Consider the following 16,150-nt stretch of genomic DNA (forward strand, 5'->3'; position numbering starts at 1 on the left):
TCGGCTCAACTCGTCGGTTGGAGGGACTCGGAAACGGGGGCGGACGCGAGGTCCGGCGCGGGGAGCAACAGGCTGGCGAACAGGCCGACGACGAAGACCGTCGACGAGCCGGTCAGGGCGAACCAGGGCCAGGCCAGGGGGGTGCCGAACTTGGCGAAGCTCACCGCCGCGACCCCCGCCGCCATGCCGACCAACGCCGCCGGCTGGCCGACCCGACGCGTCAAGATCCCCAGGAGGAACAGACCCAGGAGGATGCCCGTCGCGAACGAGGCGATCGCCAGGGCGTTGCTCACCACGCTCTGCGTCAGGCCCGTCGCCCACCAGGCGACGCTCGCCTGAACGCATCCAAATACAATCGTCACCAGCTTCGACAGCCGGACCAGCCGGCGCTCGTCGGCGTCGCCCGAGATCGGCCGGTAGAGGTCATTGACGAGGGTCGAGGCCGACGCGTTCAGCGAGCCCGACAGCACCCCCATCGCCGATGCGAAGATCGCCGCCACCACCAGCCCCTTCACCCCGACCGGCAGGAAGTCGACCACGAACCGGGCGAAGGCGTCGTCGGGCTTCAAGATCGGCTCCGACGGCGGGTGGACCTGGAAGAAGACGAATAAGGAAGCGCCGATAAACAGAAAGAGGGCGAATTGAGCGAGGACCACGAAGCCGCTGGCGATCAGGGCCCCGGCCGCCTGCCGCTGCGACCGGGCCGCGAGGTAGCGCTGGACCATCATCTGGTCGGCGCCGTGGGTGGCCGTGTTGAGGATCATGCCGCCGAACATCCCGGCCCAGAACGTATAAGGCTTCGTGAGATCGAGCGAGAAGTCGAACACTCGGAACTTGCCGGCGGCCGAGGCCGTCTCGATCAGTTGGTCCCAGCCGCCGGGCAGGCCGCCGACCAGGACGTAGAGGGCGACGAGCGCGCCCAGGATGTAGACGGTGAACTGGATCACGTCGGCCCAGATCACGGCTTTCAGCCCGCCGAGATACGTATAAACGATCGTCGCCGCCTCGACCGCGATGATGGCGTAGAGGATCGGCCAGCCGGAGACGAACTGGAGCACCTTGGCGGCGAGGAACAACCGCAGGCCGTCGGCCAGCGACCGAGTGAACAGGAACAGGACCGACGCCGTCCGCCGCGTCTCCTGGCCGAACCGGTTGCCGAGCACCTGATAGGCGGTCTCGATCCGCCCCCGGAAGTACGACGGCAGCAGCAAGACCGAGACGATCACCCGGCCGACCAGATACCCCATCGGCAGTTGGAGGAACAGAAAGTCCCCCTTGTACGCCTCGCCGGGAACGCTCAAAAACGTCACCGTGCTGGTCTCGGTCGCCACGATCGAGATCATGACGGCCCAGGCGGGCATGTTCCGCTCGCCCAGGAAGTACCCCTTGAGCCCCTGCTCCCCCTTGCCGATCCACCCCCCCAGCGCCGTGCAGCCGAGGATGTAGACCACGATCACCGCAACGTCGATCGGACTCATCGGCCTCCCCAAGTGATCTGGAACGCGACGAAGCACTACGCCCTACAAGGCGATCGGGAGAGAGGATTTCATCCTAGCACAAGTCGCCGCGACGTTGCAGATGAAGCCGCGCCGGACCTCAGGGGAGCAGGTCGGCCGCGTCGATCCGGCCGGGTTCGCGGCCGTCGACGACGACCGGAGTCGAGTCGCCGGGTCGATAGAATGTAATCGGCCTACGGCTCGCCAGCCTTGACCGTTGTCGGCGTCGACTCAGTAGATGAGGCTCCACTCGATCGCTTTGACTCCGGAAATGCTTGGCTTAATCGACCAGCCGCTCGGGTCATCGCGAACGTCGCCGCTGAGGATCCACTCATGGCCCACTCGCTGTCCCAACTCGATCACTTCCACCACGCAGTCGTTCCAAGCCTCGCTTCCGAGTTCCACCTCGAAGGACACAAGGAAGCCCGACGTCTTCGGGTAAGGCTCGATCCTCTGATCCACCGCCTCCCCACCGAGGGCATCGCGGACCCGCTCGGAGACTCGCAGTGCGTTCCTTTCTGCTTTCGCCTCGATCCATGTTTTCCAGAGAGAACGCATAGGGCTGAGTTGATAGTTCGGCCTGAATCGGAGTATGATGAACGTTTATGGAGCATACCACGAAACACAGCCACATGACATCGCCGGGCGCCTCGCACGCGCCGGCCGTCGAACACCCGGCCGATCGTATCCGCATCGTGAGCACGCCGGGGGTCTGCGGCGGTCGTCCGCGCATCGACGGCCATCGGATCCAGGTCGAAGACGTCGCGGTCTGGCACGAGCGGCAGGGCATGAGCCCCGATCAGATCCTCTCGGAACACCCGTCCCTCACGCTCGCCGAGGTCCATGCGGCGCTCGCCTACTACTACGAGAATCGCGATCGCATCGACGCCGACCTCGACGAAGCCAAGCGCTACGCGGCGGAGATGAAAGCGAAAGCGGGACCGTCGCTGCTCGAACTGAGGATTCGCTCAAGGACGAACGATGCCCAGGACGATCCGCTTTCACCTCGATGAGAACTGCTCCAAGTCCATCTGCGAGGGTTTGCGACGGCGCGGCGTCGACGTCTCCACGACGCCCGAGGCGGGTCTCGCGGGTTCCGGCGACGAACAACAACTCGCTCATTGCCTTGCCAACGGCCGGGTCCTGTTCACTCAGGATCGCGACTTCCTACGCCTCGACGCGCAAGGCGTCCCGCATGCAGGGGTCGTCTACTGCGTGAAAGACACGAAGTCCGTGGGCGAACTCATCCAGTGTCTCGTCCTCATCTGGGAGATCTATGAGCCGGCGGACTTGGCGGGCCGGGTCGAGTACCCCTAGCACCGTGTCCGTCTTCCAGTCCGCATTGCGGAGAACGGGCGAATGCGTTAGGATTCGCTCCCGACTTGCAGAATGCGCCGACTCCTATGGATGGGGATCATGAGTATGCAACGGCACGGACGTCGACCGTCGGGCTTCGCGCTTGCGCTCGCCCTGAGCCTCTTCTTGATTCCGGCCACGGCCTCGCTGGCGGTGCTCGCCGTGCGATTCGCCACCGTCTGGGGGCCTTCGGGCCCGCTCCACATGACGACGGGGGGCGAGTCGGTCTCGCTGCTCAACGTCATGAAGATCCAGCACGGGCTGCCTCTTTATGAGGAGCCGATCGAGCCCCCGTTCTACCCGACGACGCTGTACAACGCGGGGTTCTATCACCTGTACGCGGCGGCGACCTCGGGCCTCGCGCCCGACGGGCCGGGGGTTGCGCGCGGGGGGCGCGTGCTGACGCTCGGGCTGGCGTGCCTGGGCCTGGCGGCGACGCTGGCTTATGGTTTTATGGGTCTCTTTCGCCGCGAGTCGGGAGCGGCGTCGCGGTCGCGATGGGTCGGACCGGCGATGGCGGTCGCGGCGGTCGCGGTGGTGCTGGGCGGCTTGCCGGGCTGGTGGCTCCTGTCGATCCGGCCGGACGTCGGCGGGGCGGCTTGCGGCGCGGTCGCCCTGGCGATCGCTCTGGGGATGGGGACGAAGCGGGAGTTCGCGGCCGGCGCATCGGCGGGCCTCGTCCTGGCGGCGGCCTGGTCGTTCAAGCAGTCGTGCGTCTTGATCCTCGGCGGCCTGATCCTCTCGGCCCTGATTCAGCGGCGATGGCGGTTCCTGGCCGCGCTGATCGCGCCGGTGGCGGCGACGGTCGCGGCGTTCACGCTCTTGCTCGGCCCCGAGTACCGCTACAACACGGTCTTCGCCACGTCGCTGGCCGGGTTCGACTTCAAGAACGTCGTGGTGCTCGCGGCCCACTTCGCGATCAAGGGGATCTTTCCGCTGGCGGTCTCGATCCTCGGCCTCGTGGTCTTGCCACGCGCGGGCTGGCTGCGCCGCGACGAGCGCGTCGCGCTGGCCGCGTGCTGGGCGACGACCCTGTTCGGCGGCTGGGCCGCGTGCTACCGCAACGGCAGCGCGATGAACTACTTCTTCGAGTTCAGCGCCGTCGCGGGGTTCCTGGCGCTGATCCTGGCGAGGCGCCTGATCGAGGCGGTCGAGGCGCGGGAGGGGCTCGCGGCGCCGCTGCTCGGCGGCCTCGCGGTCGCGGCCTTGGCATGCTCACTTCAGGACGTCGGCCGGCTGGCGAGCCCGGGCCGATTCGACCTGGTCCAGCATCGGTTCACCGCCGCCCGCAACCCCGAGATGGAGCGCGCCAGGGATCTCGTCCGGGCGGCCGACGGTCCGGTCTACTGCCAGCCGGGGCTGTCCGGCCTGGCCTGGAACCTGCCGTTCCCGGTCTACACGTTCGACGACGAGCCGTTCTTCCACCGGCCGGCGAAGCGCCGGGGGCTCTTGCGCGGCCCGGGCATGATGGGCCAGATCGCCGAACGTCACTTCCGCCTGGTCGTCCTCGAATCGGAAGCCGTCGATTTGGTGGAACCCATGAAGCGGGCCGGCTACATTCAGCAGCCGGACTGGCCGACGCTCCTGGTCTTCACCGCCCCGAGCGAGGACGCCCAACGGCTGACGGTGAACCGATGACCGAGACGACCTCCCTCATCCACGAGCCAAGCCCGCCGGACGTCATCATCCAGCGGGCTTCAACACCCGGCCAAGGCGGGGACTCGACATCGTCAGGCGGCCCGGCGGCGACGACGCGCGCCGTAGCCGAGGCCGGCGGCGACCGCCGCCGCGGCGGAGATCAGGCTCGACGGCTCGGGCACGGCGCCGACGGTGCCAGGCGTGAACGTGAAGTCGTCCATGACGAAGTGGTAGCCAGCGCCGGCGAAGCCGTTGTGATGCGACCCGCCGGACGAAGTGAACGTCAGCGAGTCGATGCCCGCGAAGTTGAAGATGGTCGGGGCGGTCGGGTGGCTGGTGTCCACGATCACGGTCTGCGAATAGAGCAGGGTCGTCCCCAGATAGCCGTCGACCACGACGCTGAGGCCGTCATTCCAGGCCGCCGTCAGGTAGACCGAGTTGAACGTGAACACGCCGGGGCTGGAGACCGACAGGGATGCGCCGTCGCCCCCCGCGTTGTAGGCCACGTTCTTGCCCGACACGAGCCCGTTGCCATAGCCGGAAGGGTTCCCGATGTAGGCCGACGCATCCAGGTAGTAGAAATTGTTCCAATTGAGGCCGCCGTAGCCGTTCGGAATCGAGGCTCCGTTGGTGTTGCCGGGATCGGGAAGGCCGACTTGGTTCTCGAACGTCAGGGTCTGACTCGCCGCCTGAGCCGGGACCGATGCGCCGAGAGCGACGCCGACCACAAGAGCCATAACGCCGAACCATGTTTTCAAGCGAAGCATAACTTATCCTTTCACGAGTGAGTAACACCGAGCGCAGCCGCCCCCGCGCCGCCTCGCGGACCACGGCGGCCCAGCGGCATCAATGAATTAAACGGTCGCAGGCATGCAGCACTCATCACACGAAGACATCGTTGTCGGCCACCAATGTGGCGGGATGAGCCGTCGCATTCAACGCGACTTCGACGGCTTGCGGCGTCGGCTCAACACCTAAACGACTCGTGGTGCGGACGGGCATCATCATGATGTGCAAAGCAATGCGAACGACGATTTTCGACGCGTCCTCGCCACACTTAGCAGCGGACCTTTGTGAGGTCAGTCCCACGGCGAGCGTACCGGGGTCACTGACCCCGGCCACAATAAAGAGAAGGCGGTCCCGCACCGCCGTCGATCACGAGCCGGCGGATGGCTTTTCGACCCAGTCGCGACACCCTTTTGATTTTTGAGGAGCAACGGAATGCGACCAACGACTTCTGAAGGGTCGGTGGACCTGAGCGTCACGTTTCCGTCCATCGCGGGCGCGCGGGGCGGGGCGGTGGGGCGATTGCGGTTCGACGTGATCTGCCTGGTCGGGTTGTCGGCGTGGGTGGTCGCCAGCCGCGCGCCGTATTTGAACACGTTCGACCTGATGGGCAAGGACGGGCCGTTGTACGTCAACGCGCTGAAGCTCGACGCCTCGTACGACGTGCCGATGCCGGGGAACATCGGCTACGTGGTGCTGGGCAAGCTGGCGAATCTGGTGCTCCCCAATCCGGTGACGGCCTTCCTGGCGGTGAACATCGGTTTGACGGCGGTCGGGACGATGTTCGCCTACCTGTTCGCGGCGCTGATCGTGTCGCGTCCGCTGGCGGCGGCGGCGGCCTTCGCGATGAGCTGCAACGCGATGATCTGGTGGCACGGCGGGGTGATCGCCAGCTATCCGGTCTGGCTGGCGGTCTTGCCGGCGATCGGCTGGTTCGGCCTGCGGTATCAGCGCGACCGACGCCTCGGCGACATGATCGGCGCGAGCGTCGCGCTCGGCCTGGGGATGATGCTCCGGCCCGATCTGCTCGCCTTCGGCACGCCGCTGTGGCTGGGCTCGATGCTCCTCGGCCGCGCGCCGGTCAAGCACTGGCTGATCGGCGGGGCGATCCTGGCGGCGGCCTGCGTCTGCTGGTTCTTCGGCACGGCCTGGGTGCTGGGGGGGATCGACGTCTATCTCGAACGGGTGCGGCTCAAGCACGAGGGGGACAAGGCGGGGTTCTCGGTCTCGGCCCGGGGGCTTTTCGAGGGCCTGCTGCGCAACGGCGTGAAGTACGTCCTGTTCCTCGCCTGGGGGTCGCTGCTGGTGATCCCGCCGTTCGTCTGGGGGTTCGCGAAATCGTTCCGGCTGGCGAACTGGCGCGAGCTGGCGCTGGCGGCGTTGTGGGTCGGGCCATCGTGGTACTTCTCGTTCCTGATCTTCGCCGGCAACGCGGGACTGATCTTCCCGTTCCTGCCGCTCTTGTATCTCGGCGCGGCGATCGGCCTGCAACAGCTCGCCGGCGAACGGCGGGCGGTCGTCGGCCTGGCCGTCCTGGCGCTCCTGGGCGCGCTCCAGTTCACGCTCACGCCGCTGTTGCCCCAGCGCGACCAGCGCGACGTGATCCTGAACGTGACCTTCCTGCGGTACAGCGGCGCGGGCCTGACCGAGCGGTACAACCACAACCTCGACGACTTCGGCGTGTCGCCGGCCCTCGCCGACGTCCGCCGGCAGATGGAGCGTCCCGAGCCGATCCCCGTCAACCCGCACTGACCGGCTCAACGCCCATCTCGAGCCGTTCGATACAAGCCGTCGTGACGCCCAGCGTCATGGAAATGGGGCGAGGAGGAGTCACGCGGGCCATTTTCATGGCAGCCCGAAGCGCCAGCGAGTGCATCTCTCGATGGCGTACGGGACGGGATGCACTCGCTGGCGCTTCGGGCTTGTAACGCGCCTCGCCCTCTCTTCCGCTTCTTCGATTGGAGAAGACGGGCGCGATCGAACCCTCAGCGTATCTCGACCTGGGCCTCCGGTCAGACCGGGAACGGGTTGCGTTCGGCGAAGCCTTGCTGGTGCCAGTAGGGGTAGGCGAACGGCCGGGCGCTGGCGGCGTCGAGCTTGGCGACCTGCTCGGTGGTGAGGTTCCAGCCGACGGCGCCGAGGTTCTGGCGGAGCTGCTCCTCGTTGCGGGCCCCCACGACGACCGTGGCGACGGTCGGCCGCTGGATCAGCCAGTTGAGCGCGATCTGCGGCACGGTCTTGCCGGTCTCCTTGGCGACCTCGTCGACGGCGTCGACGACCTTGTAGAGGTACTCGTCGTCGACCTGCGGGCCGATGTCCTTGACCTTCTGGTTCTGGAGCCGGCTGGTCTCGGGCAACGGCTGGCCGCGACGAATCTTGCCGGTGAGCCGTCCCCAGCCGAGCGGGCTCCAGACCACCGCGCCGACCCCTTGGTCGAGGCCCAGCGGCATCAGCTCCCACTCGTAGTCGCGGCCGATCAGCGAGTAATACGCCTGGTTGGCGACGTACCGGGGCCAGCCGTACTTCTCCGAGACGGCCAGCGACTTCATCAGGTGCCATCCCGAGAAGTTCGAGCAGCCGATGTAACGGATCTTGCCGGCGCGGACGAGCTGGTCGAGCGTGCTCAGCGTCTCCTCGGGGGGCGTCTGGGCGTCGAAGCCGTGGAGCTGAAAGAGGTCGATGTAATCAGTCCCCAGCCGCTTGAGCGAGCCCTCGACCGACCGGATCAGGTGAAACCGCGACGAGCCGACGTCGTTGGTCCCCTTGCCGGCGCGGAAGGTGGCCTTGGTCGAGATCAACACCTGGTCGCGCCGGCCCTTGATCGCCGCGCCGAGGATCGACTCGGCCGCGCCGTCGGAGTAGATGTCGGCCGAATCGAACAGGTTGACGCCCGCTTCGAGACAGACGTCGATGAGCCGCGACGCCTCGGCGACGTCGCTCGTCCCCCACGCCTTGAAGAACTCGTTCGTGCCGCCGAACGTGCCAGTGCCCAAACTCAAGACCGGCACCTTCAGCCCCGAGCCGCCGAGTCGTCGGTATTCCATGTGATGCGATGTCCTGTGAAGTCGAAAAACGGGCCCCGATCCCTGCGCCGCGGCCCTCTCGAACCATCATACGGGCGGGTGGAAGCGGGGGACCGTCGAGCGAGCCTCGAAAGTAGCCGTGATCTGTTGAATTCACAGAGATTTAGAGCGCACTCATCCCGAGGTCGGATCGCCGTCGATCCGACCTCCGATCGTCTTCTTCACGCCCGAGCGAAACCACGCGACGCAGGTCTCGAAATCATCCGTCCAGTCGTCGTCGGGGACGATCGCCACGGGCTGAAATTTAAGCAACTGGCCTGGGCTCTCCGTCCTCGGAATCAGCCAGTCGGCGACCGTGTACATGAACGAGTCCCATCGCCGCGTCGAGGGCTCGGTCGCCACGGCCAGGATGTCGAACTCGCCGAACCGATACGGTCGGGTGTCGCCGCCACTCGAATCCTTCCCGCCTCGCGTCCGTTGGGTCTCGACCACGAGCCGGTCTGGAGAAAAGCGGCGATACCCCTCCCACGCGGTCATCGGACGCCCCGCCTTCATCCTCTGCAATTTCACCTGGACCTTGACGGGCCCTGTTACGTCTTCAAGCAGATAATCGTAAGGCGGGTCGCCCAATGCAGCGTGGCTGCTCCAGCCCTCCAGCTCCTTGACGATGTAGACTTCGAACGCTGATTCCGCCAGGACCCCTCGAATCCCCCGCAAGGTCAGCGGCCCCGCCCTGGCGATCGCCTCCAGGACGACTTCGGCGGGCGTCCCGAGCTGGGCTTCCAGCGGATGGATCGGAAACTCACTCCGGAGCCTCTGGAAGACCTGGAGCCGCGTCTCGGGAGGGCTGGCATCCAGCAGCCGAACAATCCGCTCCAGCGCCCGGTCCTCGCCCAGTTCGGGCCTTCCGGCCGCGCCTCCGCGAAAGTCGAGAATCTCGGATCTGCTGACCAACACATGCCCGCCAATCTCGAAAGTCCGCAGACGCCCCTGCCGAATCAACTTGGAGATGGCCTGGCGAGTGACCCCTCGCAACTTCGCGGCCTCGGACTGCGAAATCCAATCCGTAGACTCGGGAGACCCTTCAGGAAAATTGGTTGACAATGTAAACCGCCCTGCGTATCGTCAATTTGGCCGACTTGCGTGATCACTGGAACCGAGATACTCTGAATGAGTCGACATCCGTCCACAAACCGGGGCCTTTCATGAGCACGCCCGCGATCAACGGGGTCTTGCAGAACCAGTTGTCGTTCGACGGTCGGGAAAAGCTGGTCGCGCCGGGTTTCGAGCCATTGTACAGCACCGGTCTGGGCGATGCGTACGTCGCGGATTCGCTTTCGCTGCTCCAGGCGTTGCCCGACGATTCGGTGAACGTCGTCCTGACGTCGCCGCCGTACGCGCTTCATTTCAAGAAGGAGTACGGCAACGCGGACAAGGCTGATTACGTCGAGTGGTTCCTGAACTTCGGCCGCGAGATGTTCCGGGTGCTGAAGCCCGACGGCAGCCTCGTGTTGAATATCGGCGGCAGCTACAACCCGGGTTCGCCCACGCGCTCGCTCTATCATTTCAAGCTGCTGATCGAGCTGGTCGAATCGGTGGGCTTTCATCTGGCCCAGGAGTGTTTCTGGTTCAACCCCGCCAAGATGCCGATGCCGGCGGAATGGGTGACGGTGAGGCGGATTCGCGTGCGCGACTCCGTGGAGTACGTCTGGTGGCTTTCCAAGACGCCCTGGCCCAAGGCGAACAACCGCCGGGTCTTGAAGCCGTACAGCAAGGACATGGAGAGGCTCAACAAGAAGGGGCTGACGAAGACGGTCCGACCGTCCGGCCACAACATCAAGTCGAGCTTCAGCGACGTGGGGGCGGGGGGCTCGATCCCGGCCAACGTCATCGAGGACGAGCTACCGCTCGACCTCCTCAAGTTCGGCAACAACGCGGCGAACGACCCGTACACGAGGCGCTGCAAGGAAGCCGGCCTGAAGATTCATCCCGCCCGGTTCCCCGCCGCCCTGCCTGAGTTCTTCCTCAAGCTGCTGGGAGAGGACGGCGACGTCGTCGTCGATCCGTTCGCGGGCTCCAACACGACGGGCGCCGTGGCCGAATCGCTCGGCATGCGGTGGATCGCCGTCGATAGGGTCGCCGACTATTTGGAAGCCAGTCGGTTTCGGTTCTATTCGTGACCTTTTACGGCATGAGGCGGACGCCGACGGCGGTGTTGATGTCGAGCATGCTTCGGCGGTAGCGGAAGACGGCGTCGCGGTAAAGGCGGGCGGAGTCGGCGTCGTCCTCCAGCTCATCGAGGTAGTCGCCGACTTCGAGATCGCCGGCCAGGAACCGCGACACCGCCTGGTCGAGGGCGAACCGGGCGCGGGGGAGGACCGAGCGCTCGACGAGGATCAATGACTCGCGCGCGGCGACGAACTCGCGATAAGCCTGGCGGACCTCGGACGCCAGCCGGCGCTCGAGCGCGGTCACCTCGGCGTGGGACTGACCGAGATTGCTCTGGGCCTTGGAGATGTTCCCCTGGTTGCGGTTGAACAGCGGCACGGGGAACGTCACGCCGAGCGCCCACGACCGGGCGCTGGCGGCCTGGAACGGATGGTTGTCCTGGTACGTGAACGGGTCGTAGAACAAATAGACGTCGTCGAGCCGGTTGGCCCGCGCCAGGCGGACTTCCGAATCCGCGCGGCGAATCCCGAGCCGGGCGGCGGCGAGGTCGGGGCGGTTCGCCTGGGCCGCGCGGATCATGTCGTCCCGCGACGGCAAGGGGGGATGGAGCGCGCGGAGGCGTCCGCGCGGTTCGAGCCGCTCGGTCTCGTCGGGAGGCAGGGCCAGCAGCAGGCCGAGGGCCTCCTGGGCGTCGGCCAGGCTGTCGCGCGCGTCGTTCAGGCCGGCCCGGCTCTTGGCGAGTTCGATCTCCAGCTTCTCGGCCTCGAGCGCCGACTTCTTCTTGGGCCCGGCCCCGCGGCGCACCTGCTTGAGAACGTCCTCCTGCTGCTGGATCAACGTCTCCAGCGCCCGCAGGCCGATCCGAGCCGATTGGAGGTCGACGAACGACCGGTAGACGTTGGCGATCTGCCGCCGCGCGACATCCGCGAACTGGGCCTCGAGCACGCGCTTGGCCGCGCAGGCGACGGCGACGCGCGCCTGCCGCTTGTGCGAGACGTCGAGCGGATAGGTGATGTTCACGTCGTACTGCGTGGGGCCGCCGGGCAGGCGGGTGTTGAACGTGCCGTAGGGGATGAACTGGGTGTCGAAATAGAGCAGGGGGTTGGCGCGAAGGCCGGCGGTGAGGATGTCGGCCTGGGCCTGGGGAAGCTCGTACTTCAGGGCCAGCACGTCGAGGTTCGCGGTCTTGAGCCGATCGAGGGCCGCGTCGAGGGTGAGGCCGTCGGCCGGGCCGTCCTGGTTCACCAGGTCGCTGATGTCGCCGACCGGAGGGCCGTCGCTCGGCTCGGGCGGCGCGACGCCGGGCAGCGGGTCGGGCAGCGCGGGGGGACCTCCCACGTTCGACTCGGAAAACCCCCGGGCGCCCGGACGGGGAATCCGGCCCGAGCGGCGCCGACCGCCGATGATCCCCGGGTCGATCGAGAACGGATTCGGCTGGAGCGACCCCGACGGCGGCAGGTTCGAATCGAGCGAGCCGGGCGCGATCGGCCCGAGGTTGGGACGCTCGATCAGCTTGCCCGAGCCCGACGACGCATCCTGCGCCGAGGCCGTCGCGACGATCGACCAGGCGACCAGCGGCCCCAACACGCGGAACCAGGTCGATCGAAGGTCCGGAATCCGTCGTTTCACGCCGCCCTCGCCATCCTCGTCGTCTGCATGAGAGGGGACGAAAGGCCGCCGCCTCGCCGTTCGCGCAACGCCGCTTGAACGAAGATCGGCTCATGCCCCCCCGCATATCCAATGCAATCGCCATCAGCCGACCGCCGACCGCCGACCGCCGACCGCCGACCGGGGCGTCCTACGGCGTCTCGGACTCGGAGACCAGGCCGCCCTCGATGCCGTAGGGGGGGCGACGTCATTCAGACGCCGCCGTTCCCGTCATCACATTTTTTCAGGTCCCACGCATACGGCGGCGCGGCAACGGGTTCCTCAAGGGCACCCGAGGCATAGTCGTCTGGCAACGGTGGCACCATGGAATTCGGAGCGGGGACGGTTGGTCAAAATGCGTGCTATGCTCCACTTGTTTGGTCTCAAAACCTCCGCTCCATTCCATGCGGTATTTTTCGTGGGAAGGTTTGACGATGACGAACCGACAGAAGGGCGTCGGTCGCCGATGCCCGCAGCTCGAGTCGCTGGAGCGTCGCCAACTGTTGAGCACGACCCGTTTCGCCATGACCGCGTCGGCTCCGGCTCATCGGAGTCGCCTCGCCGCCGAGGTTGACGCCCTTTCGAGACCGCATCCGTCGGTCACGGCCAGCCATCCGGTCACGAAGGCCGCCGACAGCCCATCCACGGCCACGTTCATCGACCCGACCGCCGTCATCCACAATGCCCGAGCGACGACCATTGGAGGCCAGGTCTACATCGGTCCGTTCGCGACTGTAAGCGCCCGGCGCGGGGCGCCGATCTCGATCGGCAACTCGAGCAATGTCCAGGACAACGTGGAGATCCGGTCCACCGGCCGTCATGGAGGTGTGGTGATCGGCGACAACGTGATCCTGGCGCATAACGCGAGCGTCATCGGCCCCGCAACGATCGGGGCGCCAGGCGGCGCTGCGGCGTTCGTCGGGTTCAACGCCGTCGTCGATGGAGCGACAGTCCAGCCTGGCGCGATGGTGAGCGGTCTCGCCAAGGTCGCGCCGGGGATCGTGATACCTACCGGGATGAAGGTCAAGCCGGGCATGTATATCACGACTCAGGCAGAGGCGGAGCAAGAGAGCCTGGGCAAGGTCGAGAAGGTTACAAGCAATGACATTCAATTCATGAACGATGTGATTCACGTCAACGAGACTCTTGCCGCGGGTTACTCGACGCAGGCGATCGAATCACCCAGCTCAGTGCGGGGCATTGGCGCCAATCCGCCCGCCCCTCCATTCAACCCGATTTCGTACACGCCGACCCTCGCCGGAACGCCGACGACGGCACCGAGGTTCCGCAACCGGATCATCGGCGACGTGCGGATGACCAACTCGCTCGCGCAACTTCACAAGGTCATGGGCCGTGGCGATTCGATCCGCGCCGACGAGGCCAGCCCGTTCCTCATCGGATCGCTCGACCATGTGTCCAATCGAGTCACCGTTCACGGCCTCGAGCACAGCAGCCTCGTCTTGGGCCGTGGCGACGCCTTCGGTTTCCATAGCGTGATCCACGGCGGTTCGGACTCGGGCCAGAGCCCGGAAGAGACGACCGTCGTCGGCGACCGCGTGGTGATCAAAGCCTGGGCCGTCGTGTTCAAGTCGACGATCGGCGACGGGAGCACGATCGGCAATCACGCCTATATCGAAGGTTCCACGCTCGCCCCGGGCACCGTCGTGCCGCCACGCTCGATCATCGTCAATAATCAATATCTGGGCAGGGTTCAGTGGGTTTGACAATCCCCGCATCGGCCCCGGGCGCCACGGGTTCCGTCGTCGAACCCCGTGGACGAGAGCCGCGGCTTGCGCCACGGGTTCGGCCGATCCGAACCCGTGGCGCCCGACTCGTATCGCGATGGGCCCGAGGCGTTGATTCGCGGCGAATAGGCCCTGCCTCGGCCGGGAATCGCGCTTGACTCGGGTTGAGGGAAAGGGGATACTCCGGCCTCCCAAGAGTATCGGCCCCAGGACGGAAGCTTGGGGCTGAGTTGCACCCGCACGAGTCAAGGACGACGAGACACCCCGTGCTTTGCTACACCCTGTCCGTCTATCGCCGCTTCAATAGCTGCGTGGGATCGCTCGATCCCGGGCGGCTCCGCTCCATCCCGCCGCGGGTGGCGAATTGGGCGAGGGCTTTCAAGACCGCCCTGAGTTCGCTTGCCCCCCGCCTTGACGCCGGACGTCTCGAATCGATGCGCCGGCCGATTTTGCTCCTCGCATCTTGGCGGGGAGATCGACCGGGTTTCGACTTCCTGCCACAGCCACGGAACGGCCGACGGCCCGGACTCGCGGCACGAGCGGCGACGCTCGGCTCGATCCAACCACGACGCGCGGAGGAGCCCGGTTCATGGTGATCTCCAACGGCTACCTGATGATCTTCGCGTTTGCGATGATGGGGTGCGTGCTGACCACGCCCCTGGTCACGCATTTCGCGGGCTGGGTCGGCGCCATCGACAAGCCGGACCAGTTCCGGCGGATCCACCTCGGCGCCATCCCCCGGCTGGGCGGACTCGGGCTGGCGATGGGGATCGGGGCAGGGGTGCTGCTGCCCCACATCTCGGGCTGGTCGACCCGGATCAACCTGAACCTTCCCGACCTGACGCACGAGTGGTCGATCCTGATCGCCGCGCTGATCGTCCTGACGGTCGGGTTCATCGACGACACCCGATCGCTCGGCCCCCGCGTCAAACTGCTCGGCCAGGCGGCGGCCGTCATGGCCCTGTACGTGGGGGGCATCCGGATTGATCGGATCGACGTGCTGGGCCTGGCCCTGGACCTCGGCCACCCGAGCTTCCAGTTCACGGCGCTCGGCCTGCCGATCGACCTGGCGCCGGCGAGCCTGGCGGTCACGATGTTCTGGTTCCTCGGCTGCATGAACGTATGGAATCTGATCGACGGCATGGACGGCCTGGCGTCGGGCGTCGGCCTCCTGGTCAGCGGCACGCTGACCCTCGTCGCGATCCACAACGAAAACGTCGAGGTCGCCATCCTGGCGGTCTCGCTGGCCGGCAGCCTGGCCGGCTTCTTGCTCTACAACTGGCACCCCGCCTGCATCTTCCTGGGCGACAGCGGCGCGCTGTTGATCGGACTCTTGATCGGCGTCGTCGGGGTGCAAGGGTCGCTCAAGGGGCCGTCGGCGATTTCGATCCTGTTCCCGATCCTGGCGATGGGGCTGCCGATCTCCGACACCGCCATGGCCATCTTCCGGCGCTGGGTGCGGAACCTGCCGATGAGCGCCGCCGACCGCCGCCACGTGCATCACCTGCTGATCGGCCTGGGGCTCAACCCCCGGCAGGCGGCGCTTTTGCTCTACTGCTTCTCAAGCTTCCTGTGCGGGGCCGTGCTCCTGGGCGTCGCCCTGCGGAGCGAGTTCCTGGCGCTGGCGATGGGGCTCTCGGGATGCCTGGCGTTTCTGGTCGTCGTGACCAGCCGGCGCGACGAGCTGGCCAACCTGCGGGGCGACTTCAACGAGCGGATCGCCCGCGGCCGACAAGAGCGGCAGGCGGCCAAGCTGACGTGGGAAGCGATCCAGCGGATGGAACTTTGCGATTCGCCCACGGCCGCGTTCGCGATCATGGAGCGGACGGCCGAGGATCTGGGCTGCGACCGGATCCGGATCGAATGCGCCGACGCGGCCTGGGGCGAGACCCGCGTGCTGAACGACGCGGCCGACGGCGACCTCTCGGGCTGCGGCGCCGTCTTCCGGCTGTCCTGCGCCAAGGGGTTGTCGATCACCGTCGGCGTCGACCTCGGCCACGACATGGTCCTCGCGACCGACATCGTCTTCCGCTATCTGCAACGCCTGGGCCAGAGCCTCGGCGAGCGTCTGGACGAGCTGGCGGCCGACGACGAGCCCGAGCCAGAAGAAACCGCCGAGCCCTGGCGGGCCGACGCCGCGACCGCCCTGGCCGAAATAGAGACCGCGTCCGCCAACCGGCCGCGCGTCGCTTTCCCGTTGACGTTCGCCCGCAACCTGGGCCGGCGACTGCGATTCGTGAAGCGGGTCGCCCCGCCGATCGCCGGTCCCGCCGGCCTGGCTCGTAGATGA

Annotated in this window: 14 protein-coding genes; 7 read left to right on the plus strand and 7 right to left on the minus strand. The window is 66.6% G+C overall.

The window, feature by feature from the left end; genetic code table 11:
* Positions 1 to 5: 5 nt before the first annotated feature.
* Both BSF38_RS15785 and BSF38_RS15790 read right to left on the minus strand, forming a co-directional pair.
* Entirely contained in the window at positions 6 to 1,478 is a 1,473-nt protein-coding gene (locus tag BSF38_RS15785; protein ID WP_076347164.1) for a sodium:solute symporter, read from the minus strand.
* A 249-nt stretch (positions 1,479 to 1,727) separates the two neighbouring features.
* Entirely contained in the window at positions 1,728 to 2,054 is a 327-nt protein-coding gene (locus BSF38_RS15790) for a hypothetical protein (RefSeq protein WP_076347166.1), read from the minus strand.
* Between the two features lie 74 nt (positions 2,055 to 2,128).
* Between BSF38_RS15790 and BSF38_RS15795 the strand changes: the two genes are divergently transcribed.
* The 3 genes from BSF38_RS15795 (at position 2,129) to BSF38_RS30365 (ending at position 4,490) form a co-directional block, all read left to right on the plus strand.
* Positions 2,129 to 2,509, plus strand: coding sequence for a DUF433 domain-containing protein (locus BSF38_RS15795; protein ID WP_076347168.1), 381 nt, complete (start codon positions 2,129 to 2,131; stop codon positions 2,507 to 2,509).
* Positions 2,478 to 2,813, plus strand: coding sequence for a DUF5615 family PIN-like protein (locus BSF38_RS15800; protein WP_076347170.1), 336 nt, complete (start codon positions 2,478 to 2,480; stop codon positions 2,811 to 2,813). The genes BSF38_RS15795 and BSF38_RS15800 overlap by 32 nt, the downstream gene beginning before the upstream one ends.
* Before the next feature lie 99 nt (positions 2,814 to 2,912).
* Positions 2,913 to 4,490 carry a hypothetical protein gene (locus BSF38_RS30365; RefSeq protein WP_145952154.1) on the plus strand — a complete coding sequence of 526 codons (1,578 nt, stop codon included), beginning with the start codon at positions 2,913 to 2,915 and terminating at the stop codon, positions 4,488 to 4,490.
* A 92-nt stretch (positions 4,491 to 4,582) separates the two neighbouring features.
* Here the strand turns inward: BSF38_RS30365 and BSF38_RS15810 are convergent, their stop codons facing one another.
* Both BSF38_RS15810 and BSF38_RS15815 read right to left on the minus strand, forming a co-directional pair.
* Entirely contained in the window at positions 4,583 to 5,257 is a 675-nt protein-coding gene (locus tag BSF38_RS15810) for a hypothetical protein (protein ID WP_076347174.1), read from the minus strand.
* 115 nt (positions 5,258 to 5,372) lie between these two features.
* Entirely contained in the window at positions 5,373 to 5,636 is a 264-nt protein-coding gene (locus tag BSF38_RS15815) for a hypothetical protein (protein ID WP_076347176.1), read from the minus strand.
* A 75-nt stretch (positions 5,637 to 5,711) separates the two neighbouring features.
* Here BSF38_RS15815 and BSF38_RS15820 point away from each other — a divergent pair, with 75 nt between their 5' ends.
* Complete coding sequence (locus BSF38_RS15820) at positions 5,712 to 7,028, plus strand: hypothetical protein (RefSeq protein WP_145952155.1); 1,317 nt, start codon at positions 5,712 to 5,714, stop codon at positions 7,026 to 7,028.
* Positions 7,029 to 7,288: 260 nt separating this feature from the next.
* Here BSF38_RS15820 and BSF38_RS15825 read toward each other — a convergent pair whose 3' ends face one another.
* Together BSF38_RS15825 and BSF38_RS15830 are read right to left on the minus strand one after the other, a co-directional pair.
* A complete protein-coding gene (locus BSF38_RS15825; protein WP_076347178.1) occupies positions 7,289 to 8,320 on the minus strand; it encodes an aldo/keto reductase in 1,032 nt (343 codons plus the stop codon).
* A gap of 153 nt (positions 8,321 to 8,473) precedes the next feature.
* Positions 8,474 to 9,403, minus strand: a complete 930-nt coding sequence (locus BSF38_RS15830; RefSeq protein ID WP_076347180.1) for a helix-turn-helix domain-containing protein — start codon at positions 9,401 to 9,403, stop codon at positions 8,474 to 8,476.
* 101 nt (positions 9,404 to 9,504) lie between these two features.
* Here BSF38_RS15830 and BSF38_RS15835 point away from each other — a divergent pair, with 101 nt between their 5' ends.
* The gene (locus tag BSF38_RS15835; RefSeq protein WP_083712981.1) at positions 9,505 to 10,479 is read left to right on the plus strand and encodes a DNA-methyltransferase; all 975 of its coding nucleotides are present in this window, start codon (positions 9,505 to 9,507) and stop codon (positions 10,477 to 10,479) included.
* 4 nt (positions 10,480 to 10,483) lie between these two features.
* Here the strand turns inward: BSF38_RS15835 and BSF38_RS15840 are convergent, their stop codons facing one another.
* Complete coding sequence (locus BSF38_RS15840; RefSeq protein ID WP_083712982.1) at positions 10,484 to 12,097, minus strand: TolC family protein; 1,614 nt, start codon at positions 12,095 to 12,097, stop codon at positions 10,484 to 10,486.
* Positions 12,098 to 12,549: 452 nt separating this feature from the next.
* Between BSF38_RS15840 and BSF38_RS15845 the strand changes: the two genes are divergently transcribed.
* The gene (locus tag BSF38_RS15845) at positions 12,550 to 13,839 is read left to right on the plus strand and encodes an LbetaH domain-containing protein (RefSeq protein ID WP_076347182.1); all 1,290 of its coding nucleotides are present in this window, start codon (positions 12,550 to 12,552) and stop codon (positions 13,837 to 13,839) included.
* A gap of 610 nt (positions 13,840 to 14,449) precedes the next feature.
* Positions 14,450 to 16,150 carry an MraY family glycosyltransferase gene (locus tag BSF38_RS15850; RefSeq protein ID WP_076347184.1) on the plus strand — a complete coding sequence of 567 codons (1,701 nt, stop codon included), beginning with the start codon at positions 14,450 to 14,452 and terminating at the stop codon, positions 16,148 to 16,150.

The organism is Paludisphaera borealis (genome assembly GCF_001956985.1).
Classification (GTDB): Bacteria; Planctomycetota; Planctomycetia; order Isosphaerales; family Isosphaeraceae; genus Paludisphaera; species Paludisphaera borealis.